General features: G+C 50.0%; 22 protein-coding genes. 17 read left to right on the top strand and 5 right to left on the bottom strand.

What is annotated here, in order from left to right:
• Positions 1–4 precede the first annotated feature (4 nt).
• The 8 genes from H6F72_RS19275 to H6F72_RS19240 all read left to right on the top strand — a co-directional run bounded on the left by H6F72_RS19275 (position 5) and on the right by H6F72_RS19240 (position 10,909).
• A complete protein-coding gene (locus tag H6F72_RS19275; RefSeq protein WP_190439301.1) occupies positions 5–2,002 on the top strand; it encodes a protein kinase in 1,998 nt (665 codons plus the stop codon).
• 106 nt (positions 2,003–2,108) lie between these two features.
• The gene (locus H6F72_RS19270; RefSeq protein ID WP_190439298.1) at positions 2,109–2,822 is read left to right on the top strand and encodes an NnrU family protein; all 714 of its coding nucleotides are present in this window, start codon (positions 2,109–2,111) and stop codon (positions 2,820–2,822) included.
• Between the two features lie 41 nt (positions 2,823–2,863).
• The gene (locus tag H6F72_RS19265) at positions 2,864–3,223 is read left to right on the top strand and encodes a co-chaperone YbbN (RefSeq protein ID WP_190439293.1); all 360 of its coding nucleotides are present in this window, start codon (positions 2,864–2,866) and stop codon (positions 3,221–3,223) included.
• 382 nt (positions 3,224–3,605) lie between these two features.
• The gene (locus tag H6F72_RS19260) at positions 3,606–5,690 is read left to right on the top strand and encodes an NAD(P)H-quinone oxidoreductase subunit 5 (protein ID WP_190439291.1); all 2,085 of its coding nucleotides are present in this window, start codon (positions 3,606–3,608) and stop codon (positions 5,688–5,690) included.
• 80 nt (positions 5,691–5,770) lie between these two features.
• A complete protein-coding gene (locus H6F72_RS19255) occupies positions 5,771–7,384 on the top strand; it encodes an NAD(P)H-quinone oxidoreductase subunit 4 (RefSeq protein WP_199299196.1) in 1,614 nt (537 codons plus the stop codon).
• A 146-nt stretch (positions 7,385–7,530) separates the two neighbouring features.
• Positions 7,531–8,091, top strand: a complete 561-nt coding sequence (locus H6F72_RS19250) for a Uma2 family endonuclease (RefSeq protein ID WP_190439285.1) — start codon at positions 7,531–7,533, stop codon at positions 8,089–8,091.
• An 85-nt stretch (positions 8,092–8,176) separates the two neighbouring features.
• Positions 8,177–8,578, top strand: a complete 402-nt coding sequence (locus tag H6F72_RS19245; protein WP_190439283.1) for a hypothetical protein — start codon at positions 8,177–8,179, stop codon at positions 8,576–8,578.
• Positions 8,579–8,680: 102 nt separating this feature from the next.
• A complete protein-coding gene (locus tag H6F72_RS19240) occupies positions 8,681–10,909 on the top strand; it encodes a tetratricopeptide repeat protein (RefSeq protein ID WP_190439875.1) in 2,229 nt (742 codons plus the stop codon).
• A gap of 1 nt (position 10,910) precedes the next feature.
• Here the strand turns inward: H6F72_RS19240 and H6F72_RS19235 are convergent, their stop codons facing one another.
• The gene (locus H6F72_RS19235) at positions 10,911–11,144 is read right to left on the bottom strand and encodes a helix-turn-helix transcriptional regulator (protein WP_190439281.1); all 234 of its coding nucleotides are present in this window, start codon (positions 11,142–11,144) and stop codon (positions 10,911–10,913) included.
• Between the two features lie 297 nt (positions 11,145–11,441).
• Between H6F72_RS19235 and H6F72_RS19230 the strand changes: the two genes are divergently transcribed.
• The 3 genes from H6F72_RS19230 to H6F72_RS19220 all read left to right on the top strand — a co-directional run bounded on the left by H6F72_RS19230 (position 11,442) and on the right by H6F72_RS19220 (position 13,028).
• Positions 11,442–11,678 (top strand): hypothetical protein, encoded by a 237-nt coding sequence (locus tag H6F72_RS19230; protein WP_190439931.1) that lies wholly within the window; start codon positions 11,442–11,444, stop codon positions 11,676–11,678.
• A 79-nt stretch (positions 11,679–11,757) separates the two neighbouring features.
• Positions 11,758–12,042 carry a hypothetical protein gene (locus H6F72_RS19225; RefSeq protein ID WP_190439278.1) on the top strand — a complete coding sequence of 95 codons (285 nt, stop codon included), beginning with the start codon at positions 11,758–11,760 and terminating at the stop codon, positions 12,040–12,042.
• Positions 12,043–12,161: 119 nt separating this feature from the next.
• Positions 12,162–13,028, top strand: a complete 867-nt coding sequence (locus H6F72_RS19220) for a bifunctional 2-polyprenyl-6-hydroxyphenol methylase/3-demethylubiquinol 3-O-methyltransferase UbiG (RefSeq protein WP_190439276.1) — start codon at positions 12,162–12,164, stop codon at positions 13,026–13,028.
• A gap of 21 nt (positions 13,029–13,049) precedes the next feature.
• On the opposite strand, the gene H6F72_RS19215 is transcribed toward H6F72_RS19220, so the two are convergent.
• From H6F72_RS19215 to H6F72_RS19200, 4 genes are read right to left on the bottom strand one after another with little or no spacing between them, the layout of a single operon-like run.
• A complete protein-coding gene (locus H6F72_RS19215; RefSeq protein ID WP_190439273.1) occupies positions 13,050–14,135 on the bottom strand; it encodes an ABC transporter ATP-binding protein in 1,086 nt (361 codons plus the stop codon).
• A gap of 13 nt (positions 14,136–14,148) precedes the next feature.
• Positions 14,149–15,048, bottom strand: a complete 900-nt coding sequence (locus H6F72_RS19210; RefSeq protein ID WP_190439270.1) for a carbohydrate ABC transporter permease — start codon at positions 15,046–15,048, stop codon at positions 14,149–14,151.
• Positions 15,045–15,959, bottom strand: coding sequence for a carbohydrate ABC transporter permease (locus H6F72_RS19205; protein ID WP_190439268.1), 915 nt, complete (start codon positions 15,957–15,959; stop codon positions 15,045–15,047). Before H6F72_RS19205 ends, H6F72_RS19210 begins: the two co-directional genes overlap by 4 nt.
• A gap of 22 nt (positions 15,960–15,981) precedes the next feature.
• Entirely contained in the window at positions 15,982–17,292 is a 1,311-nt protein-coding gene (locus H6F72_RS19200; RefSeq protein ID WP_190439265.1) for an ABC transporter substrate-binding protein, read from the bottom strand.
• 152 nt (positions 17,293–17,444) lie between these two features.
• Between H6F72_RS19200 and H6F72_RS19195 the strand changes: the two genes are divergently transcribed.
• The 6 genes from H6F72_RS19195 to H6F72_RS19170 all read left to right on the top strand — a co-directional run bounded on the left by H6F72_RS19195 (position 17,445) and on the right by H6F72_RS19170 (position 24,024).
• Complete coding sequence (locus tag H6F72_RS19195; protein WP_190439263.1) at positions 17,445–18,224, top strand: sulfite exporter TauE/SafE family protein; 780 nt, start codon at positions 17,445–17,447, stop codon at positions 18,222–18,224.
• A 90-nt stretch (positions 18,225–18,314) separates the two neighbouring features.
• Entirely contained in the window at positions 18,315–19,370 is a 1,056-nt protein-coding gene (locus H6F72_RS19190; protein WP_190439259.1) for an ABC transporter substrate-binding protein, read from the top strand.
• Between the two features lie 83 nt (positions 19,371–19,453).
• Positions 19,454–20,329 (top strand): ABC transporter ATP-binding protein, encoded by an 876-nt coding sequence (locus H6F72_RS19185; RefSeq protein ID WP_190439257.1) that lies wholly within the window; start codon positions 19,454–19,456, stop codon positions 20,327–20,329.
• Positions 20,330–20,514: 185 nt separating this feature from the next.
• The gene (locus H6F72_RS19180; protein ID WP_190439255.1) at positions 20,515–21,315 is read left to right on the top strand and encodes an ABC transporter permease; all 801 of its coding nucleotides are present in this window, start codon (positions 20,515–20,517) and stop codon (positions 21,313–21,315) included.
• Positions 21,316–21,330: 15 nt separating this feature from the next.
• The gene (locus H6F72_RS19175) at positions 21,331–22,668 is read left to right on the top strand and encodes a cytosine deaminase (protein WP_190439254.1); all 1,338 of its coding nucleotides are present in this window, start codon (positions 21,331–21,333) and stop codon (positions 22,666–22,668) included.
• Positions 22,669–24,024, top strand: a complete 1,356-nt coding sequence (locus H6F72_RS19170; RefSeq protein ID WP_190439252.1) for an FAD-binding oxidoreductase — start codon at positions 22,669–22,671, stop codon at positions 24,022–24,024.
• Position 24,025: the final 1 nt, after the last annotated feature.

The following is a 24,025-nucleotide window of genomic DNA, read 5'->3' as shown; positions in this document are numbered from 1 at the left end:
ACTTGTGTCAAATCGGTTAGCCCGTCCTGATCCACCTGCTTCCCAACCCCTAAAACGCTCCAAGTATCGATTGCTTGGGTTGGTAGGTCAGGGGCAATTTGGTCGTGTCTTTTGCGCCAGTCATCGTAAAACAGGTCGTTTGGTTGCGCTCAAAGAGCTAGATCATCAACGCTTTCCTACGCATAAATTCCTCCGCGAGTTGCGTTTTCTGCTGAGCTTACAGCATGCCAACATTGTGACCTGCCAAGCTTTGGAGCATACTCGTCGCGGTCGCTACCTAGTCATGGATTATTGCGAGGGTGGCACACTACGCAGCTTAATGGAGGGGGCGGCACCCCTAACTTTGGCCCAAGGTCTAAAGCTGATGCTAGATATTCTGGCGGGGCTATCTCATGCCCATCAGCGCAGCATTGTGCATTGTGATATTAAGCCAGAAAACATTTTACTCAATACCCAACCTCGCGGCTGGACGGCAAGGATCTCAGATTTTGGCATTGCTCGCTTAAGTCGAGAACTCGCTCAAGAAGCGGGGAATACGGGTTCGCCTGCCTATATGGCTCCTGAGCGCTTCTATGGGCAGTACTTTCTCTCTTCTGATCTCTACGCGTTGGGTATTTTATTTTTCGAGCTGCTGCTCGGTTATCGCCCTTTTTCTGGCTCGCCTGTGGAGTTGATGTCGGCTCATTTGAACTCACCCGTCAATATTTCAGAGGTTGTCCCAGCCGAACTTAGTCAAGTCGTGCTGACTGCGCTACAAAAACTGCCAGCTCGACGCTTCCAGACGGCTGAAGAAATGTTGGCTGCTGCTCAGTTGGCTGTGGAAGAACTAGGTGCTAGGTTGCCGCTAGAGTCGATTTACTTGCCCCTCTTGCCCTCTCCTCACTCCTCAACGCCCCAATGCACCTTTCATAGCGTAGAGCAGGAGCCTTTAATCGCTTCGATGGCTAGCTTGGCAGTGATAGCTTCTTCCGCAGGCCAATGGCTTTATCGCAGCACAAACCTCGCTTGTAATGGAGAGATTATTGCTGATCAGTTGATGGCTTCTCCAACCATCCCTCTAGCCATTCGGAAACAACGGGTGGGTGCGATCGCAGTTCCGGAGAGGATTCAGGCTTTGGTAGCTCGTCCGCAGGGCTGTTTTGCGATCGCGTCTCGCTCGATTTACCTGTTGCCCTTAAATCCGGTGATTCCTGCTGCTAGTGATGATGGACGTCTCTTAACTCGACTACTAGTGCAGCTCGATTCCGAATTTGTGGCTACTATCGCACCCCAAGGCAATTGGTTAGCAACAGCGGCTCATCAGCATGAGACGATGGCAACAGCAATCACGATTTGGCGTCATCAGCTTGGACAACCAGACCAACAATTTGTCGCTCAAGCGGCGATCGAGCATCAATCCGCTAGTTCCTGCCAAATCCTGGCATTAGATTCGCGACATCTTGCGGTGATCTCTACCCTAGGTGACAACTCCACAGAAAGCTCCTCCACAGGCGTACTCTCTAGCAGTAGCAAGCCATTAAGTGGAAGCGGCCAATCTGGTGTGTCTACTGGAACCTTAATTGTCGGTTACACCCGACGGGGACAGCGGCTGGGTTCTTGGTTACTGCCTTTGGCGGTTGACTCACTCATTTCGAGTGCGATTCCCTACCGCGTCTTGGGAAAAGAGGCAGGTTGTACAGACTCAATGGTGCTAATCGATCTCAAGCCGCTGCGAGTACGGCGAATTAGAGTCAATCTAGAGCCAGCCATATTTGTTGCTACAGCTTGGGGTTATGTTTTGGCCGATCGCCAGGGACAACTAGTTTTATTAGACGAAGAAGGCCAACAATTAGGTCAAATCGCTGCCCCCACCGTTACTTCTGCGGATTCCCCCACGTTAGCTACAGCGATCGCTACTTTTAGCAATTTTGGGGTTTTGCTGGCGACCTGGCAGCAAGCGACTCAGCAAGGGCACATTCATACGATTGACTTGAGAGAGTTTGACCTAGATTTGATGTTTTAGCAGTTAAGGGGCACGGCTATAGAGGGGCAAGGTTAGAGCGTAAGGCAGTTGGCAAAAAACGATACCCTATAACCTGGTAACTAAATTTGCTCTCTCCAACTTTAGAATGTCCTACGATTGGTTGACCTCTAGCCACTTGATTATGCTGGGGCTGCTCTTGGGATTTGCGATCGCCCATAGTGGCTTGGCAGCCCTGCGATCCCGTGGCGAGAAATTGATTGGCCCTCGCCTCTATCGAGTTTTATTTGCGCTGGTGAGTTTGCCCTTCGCCTCAGTGCTAATTATTTACTTCTTTAATCACCGCTACGACGGGTTGCAGCTTTGGCAGGTGCAAGGGGTCCCTGGCGTCAAAGAAACAGTTTGGATTCTCTCGGCTATTTCCTTTTTGTTTCTTTATCCAGCGACATTTAACTTGTTGGAAGTTGCAGCCATCCAAAAACCTCAAGTCCATTTGTTTGAGACGGGGATCATGCGGGTTACCCGCCATCCGCAAATGGTAGGGCAGCTAATTTGGTGTATTGCTCATACGCTATGGTTGGGCACTACCTTTACACTTTTGACCTCGGTGGGTCTAATGGCGCATCATCTCTTTGCCGTGTGGCATGGCGATCGCCGTCTCCAAGCGCGCTATGGTGAATCTTTTGAAACCCTAAAATCCCGCACTTCCGTAATTCCTTTTTTAGCGGTCTGGCAAGGTCATCAAACCCTTAGTTGGCGGGAGTTTATGCGTCCTGCTTATGTAGGAGTAGCAGGATTTGTCCTAATTTTTTGGTGGGCACATCCACTTTTAATGCGTGCCACGGGGAGCGTAGGCTGGTAGCATGATCCCAAACGAGATCAAATAACAAACCTTGAGGGATCATGCAATTGTCTGTGAATGAGCGGACGTTTAAACAAGAGGTTTTAGAATCTCCAACTCCCGTTTTAGTAAATTTTGGGGCTCCTTGGTGTGGTCTTTGCCGCATGATTAATCCTCTGCTCAGCCACTTCCAGGCGGAGTGGGGTGAGCAAGTGAAGTTAGTGGGGATCAACGCAGACGAAAGCCTCAAGCTATCTAGCACCTATCGACTCACTACCTTGCCGACCCTACTTTGGTTTGAAGGGGGCAAGGTGCTGCATCGGATTGACAGCTTTCATGGGCGTGACGACCTACGGCTGGCTTTAGAGAAAATTGCCCTGAGCCGGACGCTCTCTGCTAGTAAATTGCCGACTTCTCCATAACAACAAACCTTTGATACAGACTTAAACAGACCTAACCTAATTGGTACTATCAACACTTGCAAAAGCGCGTATAACAACCCAACGAGTCACATTAACTCAATTATTTTTTTCAAATTAATTCTTTGCGTCAATCCCCATTCAGGATGCTTGAATGGGGAAATTTATGCTGAGATGAAAACTGGGAATACTGACGGCACCTTGACTGTTTTGCATTTAAGGCCGTAGATGTAGTCGAAAACATCTACTGTTAATTCTTGGCTAAGCCCTGCTTCAAGCTAAAGACGTTGATTTCTACTTGACAGTCTCCGTCCCAAGTGTATGCCAGAATGTTAAGGGCTTTGCCAACATAGAGTAGGTAGAAAAACTAAAGTAGGCGCGAGTGATGGAACCGATATATCAGTATGCCTGGCTGATTCCAGTGCTACCGCTGCTAGGCGCGATGATAGTGGGCCTAGGGCTAATCTCCTACGGAGAAACCACAGCCCGTCTGCGACGTGTCAGCGCAGTCTTCATCGTGTCGCTGATTGGAGCGGCAATGGTGCTCTCCTTTGCGTTGCTTTGGAGTCAGTGGCAAGGACACGAAACTTATACCCAAATGATTGATTGGGCCGCAGCTGGCAATTTCCAGCTAGCGATGGGGTATACCATTGACCACCTCACATCACTGATGCTGGTGATTGTGACGACGGTGGCCTTCCTAGTAATGGTCTACACCGATGGCTATATGGCTCATGACCCAGGATATGTGCGCTTCTACGCCTACCTGAGTTTGTTCAGCTCCTCTATGTTGGGTCTGGTCATTAGCCCAAACTTGGTGCAGGTCTACATTTTTTGGGAACTGGTAGGGATGTGCTCCTACCTGCTGATCGGATTTTGGTACGATCGCAAAGCTGCTGCCGATGCTTGCCAAAAAGCTTTTGTCACCAACCGAGTCGGTGATTTTGGTTTGCTGCTAGGAATTTTGGGCTTATTCTGGGCCACCAATAGCTTCGAGTTTGATGTGATTGGCGATCGCCTGCATGAACTCACGGCTTCTGGGTCTTTGAGTGCAGGGCTAGCTGCTTTATTTGCGGTTTTAGTCTTTTTAGGACCAGTCGCGAAATCGGCTCAGTTTCCGCTGCATGTTTGGCTACCCGACGCGATGGAAGGCCCGACTCCCATTTCTGCCCTGATTCACGCGGCAACGATGGTGGCAGCGGGTGTATTCCTGATAGCACGGATGTTCCCGGTATTTGAGGGCATTCCCCTCGTGATGGACGTGATTGCCTGGACAGGAGCCTTCACAGCGTTCCTAGGAGCCACGATCGCGATTACCCAAAACGATATTAAAAAAGGTCTAGCTTATTCCACCATGTCCCAATTGGGTTACATGGTGATGGCGATGGGAGCAGGGGCTTACACAGCAGGGCTGTTCCACCTAATGACTCATGCCTACTTCAAGGCGATGTTGTTCTTGGGTTCTGGCTCTGTGATTCATGGCATGGAAGCCGTGGTAGGCCATGATCCAGCTTACGCCCAGGATATGCGGTTGATGGGTGGTCTGCGGAAGTATATGCCGATCACAGGTTTAACTTTCCTCATTGGCACCCTAGCTATCTCTGGAATTCCGCCTTTTGCGGGTTTCTGGTCTAAAGATGAGATTTTGGGAGCTGCTTTTGCTGCCAATCCCGCTCTGTGGGCGGTCGGCTGGCTAACCGCTGGGATCACTGCCTTCTACATGTTCCGCATGTACTTCTCAACCTTTGAAGGCCCATTCCGAGGTGCAGACTCTGACATTCGCCAGAAAATTCGGATTGAAACGCTGCAAGCTCGTGGTTTAGCGTTTGGCCCTGGGGCGATGAATCCTCAAGAGCTAACTCTAGGAGAAGCTGAGGATCATGAAGTGCATAGTGGGGACGAGCACGAGCATAGTGGCTCTCCCCATGAATCGCCGATCACCATGACGCTGCCGCTGTTGGTGTTGGCAGTGCCTTCGATGCTGATTGGTTTGATAGGGACTCCCTTCAATAACTACTTTGAAGCGTTCATTCACCCACCCACGGAAGCGGCGCATGAGGTGATGGAAGCGGCAGAAGCTTTTAACTTGAATGAGTTTCTGGTGTTGGCAGGCGGCTCCGTTGGCGTTTCCCTGATTGGGATCACGCTGGCTTCGCTGATGTATCTGCGGCACCAAATTGATCCAGGGGCGATCGCGGCTAAGATTCCTTCCTTCTACAAACTCTCCAAAAATAAGTGGTACTTTGACGAAATCTACGACGCAGTCTTCATCCAAGGCAGCCGTCGTCTGGCTCGTCAAGTGCTAGAGGTAGACGTGCGGATTGTAGACGGGGTTGTGAACCTAGCTGGATTCGTTACCTTAATTACAGGCGAAGGTCTGAAATATCTAGAGAATGGTCGAGCACAGTTCTACGCCTTAATTGTGTTTGGGGCGGTGCTGGGCTTGGTAATTCTCTCTGGCATTACCTAAAACGACAGGGGCGGGACCATCCCGCCCTTTGCGGTTTAAAACTGAGTTTTGATTGATTGTGATTTTAAGCTGTTATGGATTTGACACATTTTCCTTGGCTCAGTACGAGCATTTTGTTTCCGATCGCGGCAGCTTTGCTCTTGCCCATCATTCCAGATAAGGATGGTCGCACTGTCCGCTGGTATGCCCTAGTTGTGGGACTGCTCGATTTTGCCCTACTGGTTTACGCTTTTTATACGCAATACGACTTCTCCAACCCAGGCTTGCAACTGGTGGAGAGCTATTCCTGGGTGCCGCAACTAGACCTGAAATGGTCGGTGGGCGCTGATGGCCTCTCCATGCCGCTGATTTTGCTCACAGGCTTTATTACGACGTTGGCAACTTTGGCAGCTTGGCCTGTCACCCTGAAGCCAAAACTGTTCTACTTCCTGTTGCTGGCGATGTATGGCGGTCAGATTGCGGTGTTTGCTGTACAGGATATGCTGCTGTTCTTCCTGGTGTGGGAGCTGGAACTGATCCCGGTTTACCTGCTGCTGGCGATTTGGGGTGGCAAAAAGCGCCTCTATGCCGCGACCAAGTTTATCCTTTATACGGCTGGGGGATCGCTGTTCATTTTGGTGGCAGCGTTGGCGATGGCCTTCTACGGCGATACGGTCACGTTTGACATGCGGGCGCTGATGGATAAACATCTGCCTGTCAACTTGCAATTCTGGCTGTATGCCGCATTCTTGATTGCTTACGCGGTGAAGCTGCCGATCTTCCCCTTGCATACTTGGCTACCCGATGCCCACGGGGAGGCGACGGCTCCAGTCCACATGTTGCTGGCGGGAATTCTGCTGAAGATGGGCGGTTATGCCCTGATTCGGATGAATGCTGAAATGTTGCCTGATGCCCACGCCTACTTCGCCCCCATCTTGGTGGTGTTAGGGGTGGTGAACATCATCTACGCAGCGCTGACCTCGTTTGCCCAGCGCAACTTGAAGCGAAAAATTGCCTATTCTTCGATTTCGCACATGGGCTTTGTGCTGATTGGGATTGGCTCTTTCACCGATTTGGGCTTGAGTGGCGCGGTGCTGCAAATGGTCTCCCACGGTCTGATTGGAGCCAGTCTCTTCTTCTTAGTGGGGGCTACTTACGATCGCACCCATACGCTGATTTTGGATGAGATGGGTGGTGTGGGTAAACAAATGCCCAAAATTTTCTCAATGTTTACCACTTGCTCATTAGCTTCCTTGGCTCTGCCTGGGATGAGTGGATTTGTGGCTGAGTTGATGGTGTTTGTCGGCTTCTCTACCAGTGATGCTTACAGCTCCACCTTTAAGGTGATCATTGTCTTTTTAGCCGCGATCGGGGTAATTCTGACTCCGATTTACCTGCTCTCGATGCTGCGAGAAATCTTCTTTGGGCCAGAAAATAAGGAACTCACGTCTCACGAAGCGCTGATTGATGCTGAGCCGCGTGAAGTGTTCATCGTGGCTTGCTTGCTCATCCCTATTATCGGGATTGGCTTCTACCCCAAGCTGTTGACACAGGTCTACGACGCTAAAACCCAACAACTTACGGCTCGCTTGCGTGATTCTGTGTTTACGGTTGCTCAAAGGCCACAATCAACCACAGCTTCGACGCTACCTTCTTTCTTACCGCTAGGGATCAAAGCACAATCGCTGCAAGCTCCGACGCTGGGCGATCGCTAACCCTTCGCTAACCCTCCAATTCATTAGCTAAAACTTTCGACAGACCTCAGCTCTCCGCTGGGGTTTTTTGTTGGGCGATCGCACTTCCTACCAAATACGTTAAGCATAATGGGAACATGGCCCGAATTGCGTGAGGTGAAGCAGCGATGGCGGTTCAGTTACTCCGGCGGCAGTTTACGGTGGCGCAATATCATCAAATGGTTGAGGCTGGCATTTTGACTGAGGATGATCGCGTGGAATTGCTCGAGGGAGAAATTATTGAAATGTCACCGATTGGTCGCCGTCATGCTGCTTGTGTTGACCGCCTGAATCGTTTGTTTAGCGATCGCCTCCGAGAGCGGGCGATTGTGCGGGTGCAAAATCCGGTGGAGTTAAGCGATCGCTCAGAACCTCAACCAGATATAGCATTACTGAAACCTCGCCCAGATTTTTATGAAGCGGGCCATCCCCAACCGCAGGATATTTTGTTGCTGGTGGAAGTGGCAGATACAACCGTTGAGTTTGATCGCGAGATCAAGATTCCTCTTTACGCCAAGAGCGGGGTGCGAGAAGTGTGGCTAGTGGATTTGAACCAGAATGCGATCGCGATATATCGAGAACCAAGTTTGAGTGTTTATGGACAGGTGGAAGAGTTACGGCAAGGGCAAGAATTAACGGTGCAGGCATTTACAGATGGTAGTTTTGCTGTAGATGAAGTGCTGGGGTAAAGCTATTGTAGTTCCGCTTGCAAGTTACTTGGTTACTTGATTGAAAAAGCTATAAAAGATGCAGGAAGAATAAAATCAGGAATTTATGGAACCGCTGACGGCTACTGTGATCGCAACCCTAGTTGTAACCAAAGCTTTTGAGAAAACAGGTGAACAGATTGGAGAAAAAGTTTGGGAGCAGGGCGGAAAGCTGTTAAAGCTTTTGAGGCATAAGGCTCCAGAAACAGCACTGGCGATCGAGAAGGTCGCTGAAACGCCAGGGCTGGCAGAACAACAGCCCGCAGATTATGGCACAGCAGTGTTGGTTACTAAAGTGGAAGAGGCTGCAAAGGCAGATCCAGAAGTGCAAGCAGCCGTTGAAGATGTGGCAACCGCAGCAAAAGCTCAGCCTTTCACCATTCAGAATATGGCTCAGCTTGCTGAAAGAATTGGCATCGTTAATCAAGGTACGACAAATTTTTCAGGCAACACTTTTAACTTCAACTGACTACAGTCGCCTGAGCAGGAACGGGCAAAGTTAAATCCTCTACAAAACGTTCCGACTAGCCGAGCGTCTGACAAATTCGTTGGGCGCTCAGAACAGCTTGAGATATTGCATCAAGCTTTGCAGCGGACAGATCGGATCGTGATCTCCGCCATTGAGGGAATGGGTGGAGTTGGCAAGACAGAGTTGGCAATTCAGTACGCGCAACGGTATATAGCTGAGTATTCGGGTGGAATTTGCTGGTTACAGGCGCGGGAGGGGAAGCTTGATGCTCAGATTTTGCAACTTGCTGAGCTGGACTTGGGACTGAAAGTACGGCAGGAGTGGCGAGGACAATCGCTGACGACAGAAGAACAAGTGGCTTGGTGCTGGCGAAATTGGCAGCCACCTGAAGGCTTGGTGTTGTTGGTGCTGGATGATGTCACCAATTGGGGTGAATGTCACCCAGTGCTACCAAAAAACTTGAGTCGTTTTCGGGTTTTGGTAACGACTCGACAGCGCCTGCAAGGGACTTTCTTTGAGCTGGCTTTGGATGTGTTGCCTCAGCCGATTGCTCTAGAGCTATTGAAAAGTCTGGTGGAGGATGCGGGGCAGATTGAGCGAGAAAGAGAAACCGCAGAGAGATTGTGCCAGTGGTTAGGGAATTTACCGCTGGGATTGCAGTTGGTAGGGATTTATCTAAAGCAAGACCCAGACTTATCTCTAGCTACAATGTTAGAGCGCTTAAAAAGACAACGTTTGAAACATGAGGCGATTGATCTAGAGGCGCAGCCAGAGCAGGAAGCCCCTTTTGTGACAGCGCAACGAGGCGTGAGAGCTGCTTTTGAATTGAGCTGGCAAGAGCTGGATGAATTTACAGCTAATGTGGGGCGGTTGCTGAGCTTGTTTGCGCCAGAGGTGATTCCTTGGAAATTGGTGGAGTTAGCAGCGCAGAACTTGGCTTGGGATGAGTCGGCTCTGGAAACCTCTCGGCGGCAGCTCTACAGCCATTATTTAATTCAGCGAGAAGGCCTGGGAATTTATAGAGTTCACCCTCTGATCCGAGAGTTTTTGCAGGATAAGCTGGAAGGCTCAGAGCAAGTTCAGGCGCTCCAGCAAGCATTTGCTGCCGCAATGGTAACCATTGCCCAACAAATTTCAAACTCATCAACTTCTCAAAACATTCATAGTTTTTCCGTAGCTATACCTCACTTAATTGAAACAACGCAGAATTGGATAGCAGCAGTTAAAGATGAAGACTTAGTTTGGCCTTTTAGAGGGATAGCGCAGTTTTATGAACGGCAGGGACTTTATGCACTAGCAGAACCTTATTATCAGCAATGCTTAGCAGTAGTAAAAAAACGTTTAGGGGATGAGCATTATGTTGTAGCTATCAGCCTAAACAATCTAGCATTGCTCTATTATTCTCAAGGGCGTTACATTGATGCTGAATCTCTTAATCAGCAAGCGCTAAAACTCAGAGGATATCTGTTTGAGGATAAACATCCAGATGTAGCACAAAGCCTCAACAATCTAGCATTAGTTTATAAAGCGCAAGGACGCTATAGTGATGCTGAGCCTCTATTGGTGCAAGCCCTAGAACTTAACAAACATCTCCTAGGAGAAGAACATCCTGTTGTAGTTGCTAGCCTCGGCAATTTAGGGTCGCTCTACTATTCTCAGGGTCGATATAGACAAGCTGAGCCTCTATTAGTGCAAGCCCTAGAACTCCATAAGCACTTACTAGGAGAAGATCATCTTAATGTAGCTGCCAGTCTTAACAATCTAGCATTGCTTTATAAAGCCCAAGGGCAGTACAACAAAGCTGAACCCCTCTATCAGCAAGGTTTGGAATTGAGTAAGCGTTTATTAGGAGAAGACCACCCAGACGTCGCGCAAAGTATTAATAACTTAGGGTCTTTTTACTACTCTCAGGGGCGATACAACAAAGCTGAACCCCTCTATCAGCAAGGTTTGGAATTGAGTAAGCGTTTGTTAGGGGAAGACCACCCAGACGTCGCTACAAGCATCAATAACTTAGCAGCGCTCTACCTCTATCAGGGACAGCACAACGAAGCTGAACCCCTTTTCTTGCAAGGGCTGAAAATGAGACAAGATTTGCTAGGAGACAAACATCCTGATGTAGCTACTAGTCTCAATAACTTAGCTCTGCTTCGCTGTTTTCAAGAGCGTTATGGTGAAGCAAAGCAGCTATATGAGCAGGCACTTGAGATCGCAGAGCAGTCTTTAGGAAAAAATCATCCTAACACCGTTGTTTTTCGTAAGAATTTAGACGATGTACAGATCGTGATCGCCTCTCAACAACAAACTTCTACCTCTGAACCTCAAGCGTAAATTAACACGGCCCAAGATCATCCGGTAAGTCCTGAACCGTCCAATTCAACACACGGCAAAGGGCTTTTACTTGAGGAAGGGTGAGCTTGGCTTCCTTATAACGTCCCGTTTCCCAGTTACTCACCGTCTGCACTGACACATCAATCGCAACTGCAACATCTCTCTGCGTCAGGCCCAGTTCTTCTCGACGCTGCTTCAAAGGAGATTCTTGTTCAGTTGCTCGTTCTTCCGTCATACTCAAGTTTTTTATAAGCGGCTTATATAAGCGGCTTGACACAAGAAATATAAGCGGCTTATAGTTTGACTACACAATAAATAAGCAGGTGACTTCAACAGCCCCTTCTCCAAGGTTTGGCTGCTTGTCCCTTGCTTCTTTCCAAGTGTCTCATCAATATCGCTACTTGTAGGCATTTCTCACCAGCGATCGCCAAAAATTTTGCTAATTGGCGACAGTTCAGGCTGTGTTGAGGCAATGGCCTGCTCATATTATCCCCAAGCGCGATCGCGAAACAGGCGATCGTAAGGAGTTTCTATGGCTTATAAAGACCAATTGCATCCTTGGTGCATCGTCCGGTGTTTACCTCAGGCGCGATCGATCACCGTGGCTCGGTTTCGGCGGCGCAGTGAAGCAGAATCTCATCTGCAAATCTTGCGACGAATTTTGCCCACAGCCACTTGCACCATTATGTTTGATGCTGTTACTTCCAACTTAAGTATTTTGGAGCCTGAATCTAGCCCTTGTGTAAGCAAAAATGGAGAACCGGAGTGAACCGCAAAGGTTTACAGAAAAGGGGTTCTGGGAGGCGATCGCTTAGCTTCGTAATCTAAATCACCGACACCCACTCAAATTGTCACATTCCCCCAGATTGCACATCACCTGTGGCAACCGAGGGATCACCGATATTAAATATGTCGATGTTCCCCACACGCAGATGTCAGTTGAACTTGTTGCCCCCCAAGCCACCCTCGAACAAATCATCGCTAAAATCATCGCTTCCCGCCAAATTAGCCGCCTCGACCAACGCCTGCTTATGAAAGCCTCTTGCCAAGCTGCTCTAACTACTCAAGAAGAAAACCTACTCAAGCAAGTTTATGAGCTGCTGCACCGAGGCTTGCTAAAGGTTGTCAACTGAACTAGTGAGGCATGGTTTGAACTTCGGCAATTTGGGAAAATAACTTAACACAGGTCAGAATTGAATTCCGTCAGATATGATCCGTATGGATCAATTCATCTACGTCTAGGCCGAATCTTATGTCTTTTGATGCTTCTAAAAGACAAGCAAGTGGAAGTTCTAAAATCCTCAACCGTAGGATATTACCCCCCGTTAAGCTAATAGTGAGCGAAGCCGCTAAAATCGAAGCTTTGTCACGGGATTTACTTCACACAAAGCTTGGTATCAAAGAGAACTTTGATGTCCAGATTGATGAATATCCGAAGATCCATAACCTCAATAGTTTTGGCAAGCAAATCGTCATTCAAATGATGAGGAGCAATCCTAGCTTTAAGGGATTCAAGATTGATCTAAAAGACCATATTCTGAGTCCGCATATTCTATTTTTAGCTGGGACACTATGTGGCAATTTTGACCACATGAACACCAGCCCTTTGTATGGCTTTAAAGTTCTAGATATTGGCTGCGGTGCCCTCTCCTCTTATGCACCTTCTCCAGATGATGAAGACTTACTAGTGCACTTCTACAACGATCACCCACCGATCGCCGCCGAAATCCTGCAAATTCTAGGGGCACAAGTCACTGGAATTGAACCCAGACCACACAACAAACAGGAGTACTCACACCCTCTTTCGTACAAGCACAAAGTCATGGAGTTCTCGGAGATTGGCGACTGGTTGCCCTCTGCCGAAGAGAAGTTTGATGTCATTGCCTGCCTACATCTGTTTAGTCGTTCTGATTTTCTCTATACCTACAGCTCACCCGAGCAAATCACTGACTTCTTCCGTAACTTCAGAAAAGCAATTTCGCCCCAAGGCCTGCTATATACCAGTGTGCCTCTCCTGCCTGCCTCGCCAGAAAATCAAGAAACGAATCAGCAAATTTTCCGGGAGGCTGGCTTCAAAGTGATTTATGAGGGGTATTACTGGATTTTGGAACCTGTTTAGACCTAAGTTAGGTTTGAGAATTTAAGGATTGAGGCGATCGCCCGTTTCCACATCAAACCAGTGAATTCTGTCCAAGGGCAAAGCGAGACTTACTACCTCACCATCCCACTTATGATCTGCGGGTAGTAAAGCCCGCAGCTTAATTTGGTGGGCTTGCTGATGCTGCACCTGGACACTTAACAAATTCTGCATTCCCAGATTCTCCACTAGAAAAATCTTGCCCTGCACCGTTACGGCTTGAGGAACTTCATCGCCAACTAAGGCCACATGCTCTGGTCGGATGCCCAACGATATTTGCTTGGGGGCAGTAATGCCTGCGGGTAAAGGAATTTTGGTGTCTCCTAACAAGGCATACTGGCCCTGACAAGGCAGCGTCAGCAAGTTCATTTGGGGACTACCGACAAACCCTGCGACAAACTGGTTGGCGGGATGAGTGTAGATGCGTTGGGGAGAGGCAAGCTGCTGCACACTACCGTTGGAAAGTACGGCAACCTTGGTCGAAAGGGTCATGGCTTCTGTTTGGTCGTGGGTGACGTAGACAACTGGCGTGTTTTGGGCTTCAAACAGTTGCTTCAGCTCAGCTCGCACATGCTCGCGCAGCAAAGCATCTAAATTACTCAGCGGTTCATCTAACAAAAACACATCCGGTCGGCGCACCAAGGCTCGTCCTACTGCCACCCGTTGTCGCTGGCCCCCAGAGAGTTGCCCTGGCTTGCGGCTCATCAACTCATCCAAACCCAGCACATGAGATACCTCACTAATCCGTTGGCGAATTTCCTCACCAGAGAGCTTGCCCCGGAGTTTTAAGCCAGAAGCAATGTTGTCGTAAACGCTGAGGTGCGGGTAGAGGGCGTAGCTCTGGAACACCATTGCAATATTGCGATCGCCCGGACTCATGCGACTGACATCTCGACCTGCGATCGTGATGCGACCTCGCGTTGGTGCTTCTAGCCCCGCAATCAACCGCAAAATCGTAGATTTGCCGCAACCCGACGGCCCCAAGAGTGTCAAGAATTCACCATCCTCTACACTCACGCTGACATCCTTAACCGGAACAACTTTAGGAGTATAGGTTTTGTTTAAATTTTGTAGTTCAAGTTTAGCCATAACGATTTCAGATTTATCCTTTCACCGCTCCCGCAGTGAGTCCTTGAACAATTTTGCGTTGGAACAACAGCACTAGAATGACGAGGGGTAAGGTGCCGAGAACGGTGGCTGCGGCGATCGGACCGTAGGGAATTTCAAAGATGGAGGCACCACCGAGCTGGGCAGCGGCGACAGGAATCGTTTTCATGTCCTCACGGGTGATGAAGGTGAGAGCAAAGATAAATTCATTCCAGGCAGAGATGAAGGTGAGAATGCCTGTGGTGACGAGGGCAGGCAAGGTCATGGGCAGCACGATCTGGGTCAGCATTTGCCAGGTGTTGAAACCGTCTACTTTGGCGGCATCTTCTAGGTCACGGGGGAGTTGCTGGAAAAAGCTCCGCATCACCAGAATGGTCAAAGGCAGGTTAATGGCGGTGTAGGGAATGATCAAAGCTAAATAGTTGTTGCCTAGATTTAAAGCCCGAACTACTTCTAGCAGACCTAAGAACAGCAGAATGTAGGGAAACAGAGTCACGATTAGGACTGCGGCTAGAACTACCCGTTCACCAGGAATGCGGAGACGTGCTAAGGCATAGGCGGCGGGGGCTCCCAGACCTAACGCTAAAAGAGTGGAGAGGATCGAGACCAGAAAACTGTTGCCGACATATTGCAGAAACGGGCGGCGGGTAAACAGTTCTGTATAGTGATTCAGAGTAAAGCGGGTGGGGAAATAAACCGTAGGTACGGCTGAAATATCAGCATTAACTTTGACAGAAGTGAGTAGCTGCCACAGGATGGGAGCCAAGCAAAACAGCGCAATCAGAACTGCGGCGATCGCGACTCCCAAGCGTCGCCGAGAAAAACCTGATGGGGGTAGCTTTGCGGCTTCTACTTCCTCGGATGGAGTGCCAGTAGGACGATCAGTAGTTGTCATCTTGATTCCACTCCTGCCGCTCTGGCTCTGAGTTTACTGAGCAAGAAGCTGGCGATCGCGACTGCCAACACCAGCAGTAAAAAGGTGACGACGACCAAAGCCGCGCCATAACCAAAGTCTAAATAGCGCATGACGGTAGAGTAGACATAGAGAGAAACGGTTTCGGTTGCCCCTCCCGGTCCCCCTCCAGTCATGACGGCAATCAGGTCAAAGATCCCAAAGGCTTGAGCAAATCGGAACAGCGCAGCGATTAGAATCTGCGGCATTAGCAGCGGTAGAGTAATTTGCCGAAAGCTTTGCCAAGCGCTAGCTCCATCGAGAGCATGAGCTTCGTACAAATCATTGGAAATAGATTGCAACCCAGCCAACAACAGAATGCTAATGAAAGGAGTGGTTTTCCAAACATCGGCAATAATCACAGCAATCATAGCCAGCGTCGGTTCACCTAACCAGTTGATTCCCGTCTGGATCAGCCCTAAGCGCAGAAGGATGTCGTTGACCACGCCGTACTGATCGTTGAAAATCCAGGTCCAAGCAAGGGCAATTAAGGCAGTTGGTAGCGCCCAAGGCAGAATCGCGATCGTGCGGATGGCTCCTCTACCGCGAAAAGACTGGTTCAAGACCAGCGCAATGCCCATGCCAATCAGCAGTTCTAGGATTACAGAAGCAACTGTAAATATAGTTGTGTTTTGCAAACTTTCCCAAAAGCGGCCATCAAACACCATGCGCGTGTAGTTTTCAACACCCGAAAACACAGGCTGGAGTTCGGTGCCGAGGTTTTTGGTGAAAAAACTTTCCCAAAACGCCCGACCAATCGGATAAGCAAATACTAATAGCAACAACAGGAGTGCAGGAATAGCTAGAATCCAGCCTGTCGTCTGTTCTCTTCGACGAATTGTATCTGTCGTCATTGGGCCTTGGTGCTCCTACAGCTCAAGCGGTTCCTAGCAATCGACGAGTTTCATTAGCAGCGGCTTGCATGGCTCGTTCTGGGGTCATTTGTCCGGTTAAAGCTGAACTCAAGTAGCGCTGCAAAATATCTGAGGCTTGAGCATATTGAGCGATCGGGGGCCGCAATGCCGCATTGTCGATCACATTTAGCATGGCGGGGAAGAAGTTGTATTTGCGGACAATTTCGGGGTCGTTGTAGAGCGATCGCCGCGATGGTAAATAGCCCGTGCTAAGCGTCACCTTACGCTGGGTTTGGATGCTGGTGAGATATTGCACTGCTTCCCAAGCTTCTTTGGGGTGTCTTGTAGTTTTGGCGATCCCCCAGCCCCAGCCACCTTGACAAGCCGCACTCTCAGCGCCAACAGCATGGACCATTGGCTTAATAGCGATTTTGCCGCGAATGGACGAATCTTCGGCATTCGCTAGCGGCCAAGCGTAAGGCCAGTTTCGCAGAAAGGCGACGGTACCGCTTTGAAACAATCGTCTCGTTTCTTCTTCCTGGTAAGTCACAACCCCCCGAGGGGAAACGCCCGTGTTAATAGTGTCTAGTAAAAATTTCACAGCCTGAACTGATTCGGGCCGATCTAAGCCAACGGCTTTGGTTTGGGGATCAATCCAGAAACCACCAGAACCCGCAAGCACTTCTACAAACATGGCGGCAGCCCCTTCATATTGGCGACCTTGCCAAACATAGCCCCAAGTGACGGCTCCGCTTTTTTGTAGCGCTTGGGAGATTTGCATCAACTCTGTAAAAGTTTCTGGTGGCTTGAAACCTGCTGCATCTAGTAAATCTTTGCGATAGTAAAGCATGCCCGCGTCCGATCGCACAGGCATTCGGTACAGCCCACCTTGATACCGCCCTCCCGCTACGTCTCCTTCCAAGAAGTCTGCGAGATCAGTATCCGCAACTTTATCCGACAAATCTGTTAACCAACCAGCAGCGGCAAACTTAGGTACCCAGACAATGTCCATGTACACCAAGTCGTAGGGAGAGCTGCCTAAAAGAAAGGAAGATGTGTATAGATCTTCAACCGCATTGGTAGCGTTCGGGCCTTCCACAAAGTTGAGCCGAATCCCTGGATGCGTCGCCTCAAAGTCTTTAATGATCGGTTCCCAGGTGGGTCGCTCTGGTGCGCCAATCAGAAAGCTGAGGGTAACGGTTGGCTGGGAGAACGCAGGCACGACGACCAACAAGGTTAGAACTAAGCCAGCGACCCACAACGCGATGAAGCGCGATCGCCGAAATTTCTGAAAAACAGGTTTCAATTTGCTAAAGAATTGCTGGAATGTCATGAATCATTGAACACTTAAATAAACTTGAGCTTAAAAATATAGGTCACCATAATTACGTAGCCTACATCCTAGTGATATCTCGATTTCACAATTGAATAGATAAAGCTTTGAGTATATGAAAATAAATTAAAAGTAAGTTCAACTAAGTTAATATGCCAGCAAATTGGTTGATTCTTGCCAGTGGCGGTCTGTTCTCTGGGATTCTAGCTGGGCTCTTAGGGATTGGCGGCGGCACTGTTTTGGTGCCATTGCTAGTGGCTTTGGGATATAGCCCAGTGCAAGCAGTGGCGACGAGTAGCTTAGCGATTCTGATTACGTCTATTTCTGGAACTGTCCAGAACTGGCGGATGGGGTATTTTAATGCCAAGCAAGTGCTTTACTTGGGGTTTCCCGCCTTGGCGACCGCCCAAATTGGGGTTTACTTGGCGAGCCGCATTGCCCCGTACATTTTGCTGGCAGCCTTTGGACTGTTGCTGTTACTGAATATTTACTTGGTCGATCTGCGCAAACGCCTCGTTGCCAAGGAGCCTCATGCGACCCAGACTCGGATCAACCCACTCATGGCGCGTTTGGGAACTGGGGGAGCCGCTGGCATCTTGGCTGGCTTGTTTGGCGTCGGGGGTGGCGTGATTATGGTGCCTTTGCAAATCTTGCTGCTGGGAGAGCCGATCAAAACAGCGATTCAAACTAGTTTGGGGGTCATTGTGCTTACCGCTATCTCAGCTTCCGTCGGGCATACGCTAGCAGGCAACGTACTAGCAACGGAAGGTTTGCTTTTGGGGCTGGGGGGGCTAGTAGGAGCACAGATCAGCACGCGGTTTCTCCCTAAACTACCAGATGCGATCGTCAGCCTGATCTTTCGGGGATTTTTGGGGATTCTATCGCTCTATATTTTTTGGCAAGCTTGGCAAAGTTACAGTAGCCTGTCTTAAATTGACAGAACCCAGGCTAGAACCAGGGAATGCTAATCTCCTGGGAGTCAAGGTTGATTTTTAAGTTTTCGGGGACAAGGTAGGGTGATCATGGGGCAACTGAACCGCCGCAAGTTTATTCGCTATAGCACGCTGGCACTAGGCAGTGGTATTGTGGCCGCTTGTGCCAACAACAACCAGCCATCTACTTCTAGCGGTGCAGGTTCAGCGGCGGGGAACGGCCAGCTTGATAAAGTCAACTACGGAACAAATTGGTTTGCCCAAGCCGAGCATGGGGGATTTTATCAAGCCGTGGCGGCTGGCATCTACCAAGCACATGGCTTGGATGTGACGATTCAAATGGGAGGGCCGCAGGTCAACGGGACTCAACTGTTGATGGGAGGAGCAGTTGACTTTTTTATGGGATATGGGTCAGATGCCATTAAAGCGATCGCAGAGGGCATCCCTAAAGTAACGGTGGCTGCCATTTTCCAAAAAGATCCTCAAGTGCTGCTGGTTCATCCTGGAACAGGCCGTGACTCTTTAGAAAAACTCAAAGGCGCTCCTATTCTAATTTCTGCGGCAGCTAATACAACCTTTTGGCCATTTCTCAAGTCCAAGTATGGCTTCACAGATGACCAAAAGCGTCCTTACAACTTTAATGTGGGGCCATTTCTAGTTGATAAAACCTTGGTGCAACAAGGATATTTAAGCTCTGAACCCTTTGAAATCAAGCAAGAAGGCGGGTTTGAACCAGTCGCATTTTTGCTGGCTGACTACGGCTACAGACCTTACTCCACTACGATCGAAACCCGCAAAGATTTAGTGGAGAAGCAGCCTGATTTGGTCCAGCGATTTGTGGATGCTTCGATCAAGGGATGGTATAGCTACTTTCAAGATCCGGCGCTGGGTAATGAGTTAATTAAAAAAGCTAACCCTGAAATGACTGATGCTCAGCTGGCTTATAGCTTGGAGAAAATGAAGCAGTATGGCATCGTGGTGTCTGGTGATGCTGAGAAGTTGGGAATCGGGGCAATGACAGACGATCGCTGGAAAGTATTTTTTGACAGCATGGTAGCGGCGTCTGTATATCAGCCCAATACTAACTACAAAGAGGCTTATACGCTTCAGTTTGTGAATAAGGGAGTCCAAGCTTATCAAGCTTAAAGAGTCTGAGCTGTTCCTACAAGCAGTGATATTTGCCAAGATATCTTTAAGGCTGTGGTCATACGATAAGGAGATTGCGGGGAATGGATACGCCCTCAGCGCAGGAGTGCCCTGAATCCTGCCACCAGCCAGACTTGCCTGAGTCTCGTTTTGCTAAGAATTCTTGTGCGATCGCGTTCCACCAAGTCAGTAAGGTCTACTCCAATGGCACGACCGCCTTGCAGGAGATGAACTTAAAGATTGCGGAGTCTGAGTTCATTAGTTTGGTGGGGCCTTCGGGATGCGGTAAAAGCACAGCGCTGCGGATCATGGCAGGCTTGGGGGAGGCGAGTTCTGGGGAGATTGCGTGGGGCGCAGTTCAAGCGGACGTTAAGGCGGCGAGGAAGTTTTGGCAGCGTCCATTCAGTTCAAAACTGGCACCAAAGTTAGCCTTTGTGTTTCAGGAAGCGGCGCTGATGCCCTGGGCGACGGTGCTGGAGAATGTGCGGTTGCCGTTGCAGTTGGTAGGAATGTCCAAGCTGGCAGCTAGGGCAGCGGTGGCTGAGGCGATCGCGCTGGTAGGACTGAAGGGGTTTGAGCAAGCCTATCCCCGTGAGTTGTCGGGCGGCATGAAGATGCGGGTTTCGATCGCGCGGGCGTTGGTGACGCAGCCTGATGTTTTGCTGATGGATGAGCCGTTTGGAGCGCTAGATGAGATGACGCGGAGCAAGCTTAATAGTGATTTACTGAGTTTGTGGAGTCAGAAGCGCTGGACGGTGGTGTTTGTAACGCACAACATTTATGAGGCGGTGTATTTGTCGAATCGGGTGGTAGTGATGGCGGCGCGTCCAGGGCGGGTGGTGGCGGAGGTGGAGGTTGCAGTTCCTTATCCCCGCACGGAGGAGTTTCGTTTGTCGTCGCTGTTTAATGAGTATTGTCGGGAGGTTTCGGGGGCTTTATCTTTGGGAGCGGGGTTCTGAGTTATGTTTTTGGAAATCCGAGCCTTGGGGGCACTCGCCCCCAAACCCCCGCCGAGGGACGGTTGCGTCCCCGAGACCCCCTCCAAAAGGTATTTTCAATTATTTCTCCTTTTGGGCTACTTGGTATACAAATCTGACTCCCCTTCCCTACAAGGGAAGGGGCTGGGGGTTAGGTTTTAAGTGAAATGCAGAGATTAAAAGTGCTACTGGGCGTTGATATTCTGCCACCGTTGGCGATCGCGGTAGTCGCTCTATTCGGGTGGGATATCTTTGTGCGGGTGACAGGGATGCCCCCTTATCTATTGCCTGGGCCGCTTTTGGTATTGCGGACGCTGGTTCGGGATTGGCCTGAGTTATTTCCGGCGTTGTTGGTGACGCTACAAATTACGCTGGTGGCTTTTCTGGCGGCGGTGGTTTCTGGGGTGGCGATCGCAGTTTTGTTTGCTCAGAGTAAGTGGATTGAGCGGAGTTTATTTCCCTATGCGGTGCTGTTGCAAACTACGCCTGTGGTGGCGATCGCGCCGTTGATCATTGTGTGGTTGCGGAATAACACATTTGCGGCGTTGGTGGTCTGCGCTTGGATGGTGGCGCTATTTCCCATCATTGCTAACACGACGTTGGGGTTAAATAGTGCCGACCATAATTTGTTGAATCTGTTTCAGCTTTACCGAGCTTCCCGCTGGCAAGCTTTGTGGTATCTGCGTTTGCCGAGTGCGCTGCCCTATTTTCTCGGTGGTCTGCGGATTAGTGGCGGGTTGGCGTTGATTGGAGCAGTGGTGGCTGAGTTTGTGGCGGGGACAGGTGGGGCACGTGCGGGAATTGCTTATCAGATTTTGATGGCGAGTTATAACTTGCAGATTCCGCGCATGTTTGCGGCGCTGTTGATGACGACTGGTTTAGGGGTGGCGATCTTTGTGGTACTGACGTTGTTGTCTGATTTCTTACTGCGCCACTGGCATGAAAGTGCGATAAAGCGTGAGAATTAAATCTTTAACCCTTGCATGTTGCCAACTTCTGATCATTACTGGCTCCTGAATGCCCATATTCCGGTTTGTTTGCTGGCAGGCGATCGCCCTGAGATTGCGGCTCAACAGAATGCCGATGGCTTAGCATTAGTTAATTTGGAGATTCGGGCTGGGTTGGTGGAGGCGATTCAGGTGGCGCGATCGCGGCCTAATCCCAATCAGGAAACATCTCCCTTACCCTCCTTAGACCTTCGAGGTGGGCAGGTTTGGCCTTGCTTTGTGGATATTCACACACATCTTGATAAAGGGCATATTTGGGAACGAGCAACAAATCCTGACGGCACGTTTGCCAGTGCGTTGACCACAGTCGAGAAGGATGCCACTCAACATTGGGACTTGGAAGATGTGTATCGGCGGATGGAGTTTGGTCTCAAGTGCAGCTACGCCCACGGCACGCGAGCTATTCGGACTCACATTGATGCGATCGGGGAGTTTTCCCAGCAGAGTTTTGAAGCGTTTCGGTTGCTCCAGCAGGAGTGGCGCGATCGCCTAATACTGCAAGCCGTTTGCCTCGCTCCTCTAGAAATGTTTCTCACCCCCGAAGGAGAAGCTCTGGCAGACAAAATAGCAGAGTTGGGAGGAGTGTTGGGAGGATTTGCGCCTGTTCATCCAGAACTAGATGCTCAATTGGATCGCGTGTTCGTCTTAGCTCAGGAGCGAGGACTGAATTTAGATTTCCATACCGACGAAACCGACGACCCAGACAGCAAAACGCTGAGGCAAGTGGCAGCAGCAGCCCTGCGTCACGAGTTCACGGGGCAGATTGTCTGCGGGCACTGCTGTAGTTTGTCAGTCCAAAACCCTGAAGAAGTGGCGGAGACGTTGAGTTTGGTGCGGCAAGCTCAGATCGGTATTGTCAGTTTGCCGCTGTGCAATTTGTATCTGCAAGACCGTGTACCTCAACGGACTCCGCGTTGGCGGGGGGTGACTCTACTGCATGAACTGCGGCAACAAGGCATTCCCGTGGCGATCGCTAGTGACAATTGCCGTGACCCATTTCATGGCTTTGGCGATCATGATTGTCTGGAAGTCTTCACACTCTCAACCAAGATTGCTCATTTAGATCGCCCCTATGGTGACTGGCCCCGTGCGATCGCCACAACCCCCGCTGATTTGATGCAACTGCCTGAGATTGGGCGCATTGGCGCGGGTCTACCCGCTGATTTGATTTTGTTCAAGGGGCGCACTTTTAGTGAGTTACTGTCGCGATCGCAGCACGATCGAGTGGTTGTGCGAACCGGCCGAGCTATTGACACCACCCCACCTGATTATGCTGAATTAGATCATCTGCGCGGCTTTACGGAGATTAGCTAGATGACTACGACCCCTGTCAACACGATGAACCTCGATGCCCTGATTGCGGAACTGGTAGGGTTAGAAATCATCACTGACCCAACGCAGGTCGCGAAGCTGTCACAGGACTACTACAACTTCAGCCCAGTGCTACAGCCGCAATTAGCGGGCAAAAAGGGCGATTTAGTCGTGCGGGCGGCGGGTGAGGCAGAAGTGTTGCGCGTGGCCGCAGCTTGTGTCAAGTTCCGAGTTCCCTTAACGGTACGGGGAGCGGGAACTGGCAACTACGGGCAGTGTGTTCCTCTCAATGGTGGGGTGATTCTAGATTTGAGTTCGATGCAAGCGATTCGTTGGGTCAAACCGGGATTGGCTTGTGTAGAACCAGGGGTGAAGCTAGCCAACCTTGACAAGAAAACGCGAGAAATCGGTTGGGAGATTCGCATGGCTCCCTCCACCTACCGCACCGCTACCATTGGCGGGTTTATTGCAGGAGGTAGTGGTGGTATTGGCTCAATTACCTATGGGCAACTGCGCGATCGCGGCAATCTCCTGGCAGTGCGGGTCGTGACAATGGAAGATGAACCCCGTGTGATCGAGCTACGGGGCGATGAGGTGCAGAAGGTAAACCATGCCTATGGCGTGAATGGCATTATCACCGAATTGGAGATTCCTCTGGGGCCTGCTTATCCTTGGGCCGAGTGGGTTGTCAGTTTTCCTGACTTCATGACGGCGGCTCGCTTTGGGCAAACCTTGGCAGACTCCGATGGCATCATCAAGAAACTAATTAGTATCCACGCTTGGCCAGTTCCTACCTACTTTGCAGCGCTCCGTTCCTGCATCCCAGAAGGCTCTCACTGTGCGTTGCTAATGGTGGCGGAGTCCTGCTTGGAATCTCTAGCAGATTTAGTTAAAGAATATGGCGGTACTGTTTGCCAGCAAAAAACAGCCCAGGAAGCCAGTCACGGCATGCCCTTGGGAGAGTTTTCCTGGAATCACACCACACTCCATGCCCGCAGTGTTGATCCTTCTCTTACCTATTTACAAACTCTCTTTCCAGATGACAAAAACCTCAAATTAGTAGAGCACATCTATCATCATTTCGCTGATGAGTTGATGATGCACCTGGAATTCTTCCGCGTCGGTGGCGTGGCCCGTCCTGCCGCTCTCCAGTTGGTGCGCTACACCACAGAAGCTCGCCTCAACGAGATTATTGCCTACCACGAAGCGCAGGGAGCCTTTATTTTCAATCCCCATACTTACATCCTGGAAGATGGAGGCATGAAGACGATTAACGTAGAGCAACTAAAGTTTAAGGAGATGGTAGACCCCTACGGCTTGCTCAATCCAGGTAAGATGCGAGCTTGGCTAGAACGCTAAA

This window comes from Trichocoleus sp. FACHB-46 (assembly GCF_014695385.1).
Classification (GTDB): Bacteria; Cyanobacteriota; Cyanobacteriia; order FACHB-46; family FACHB-46; genus Trichocoleus.
This window is presented reverse-complemented; position numbering and strand designations above follow the sequence as displayed.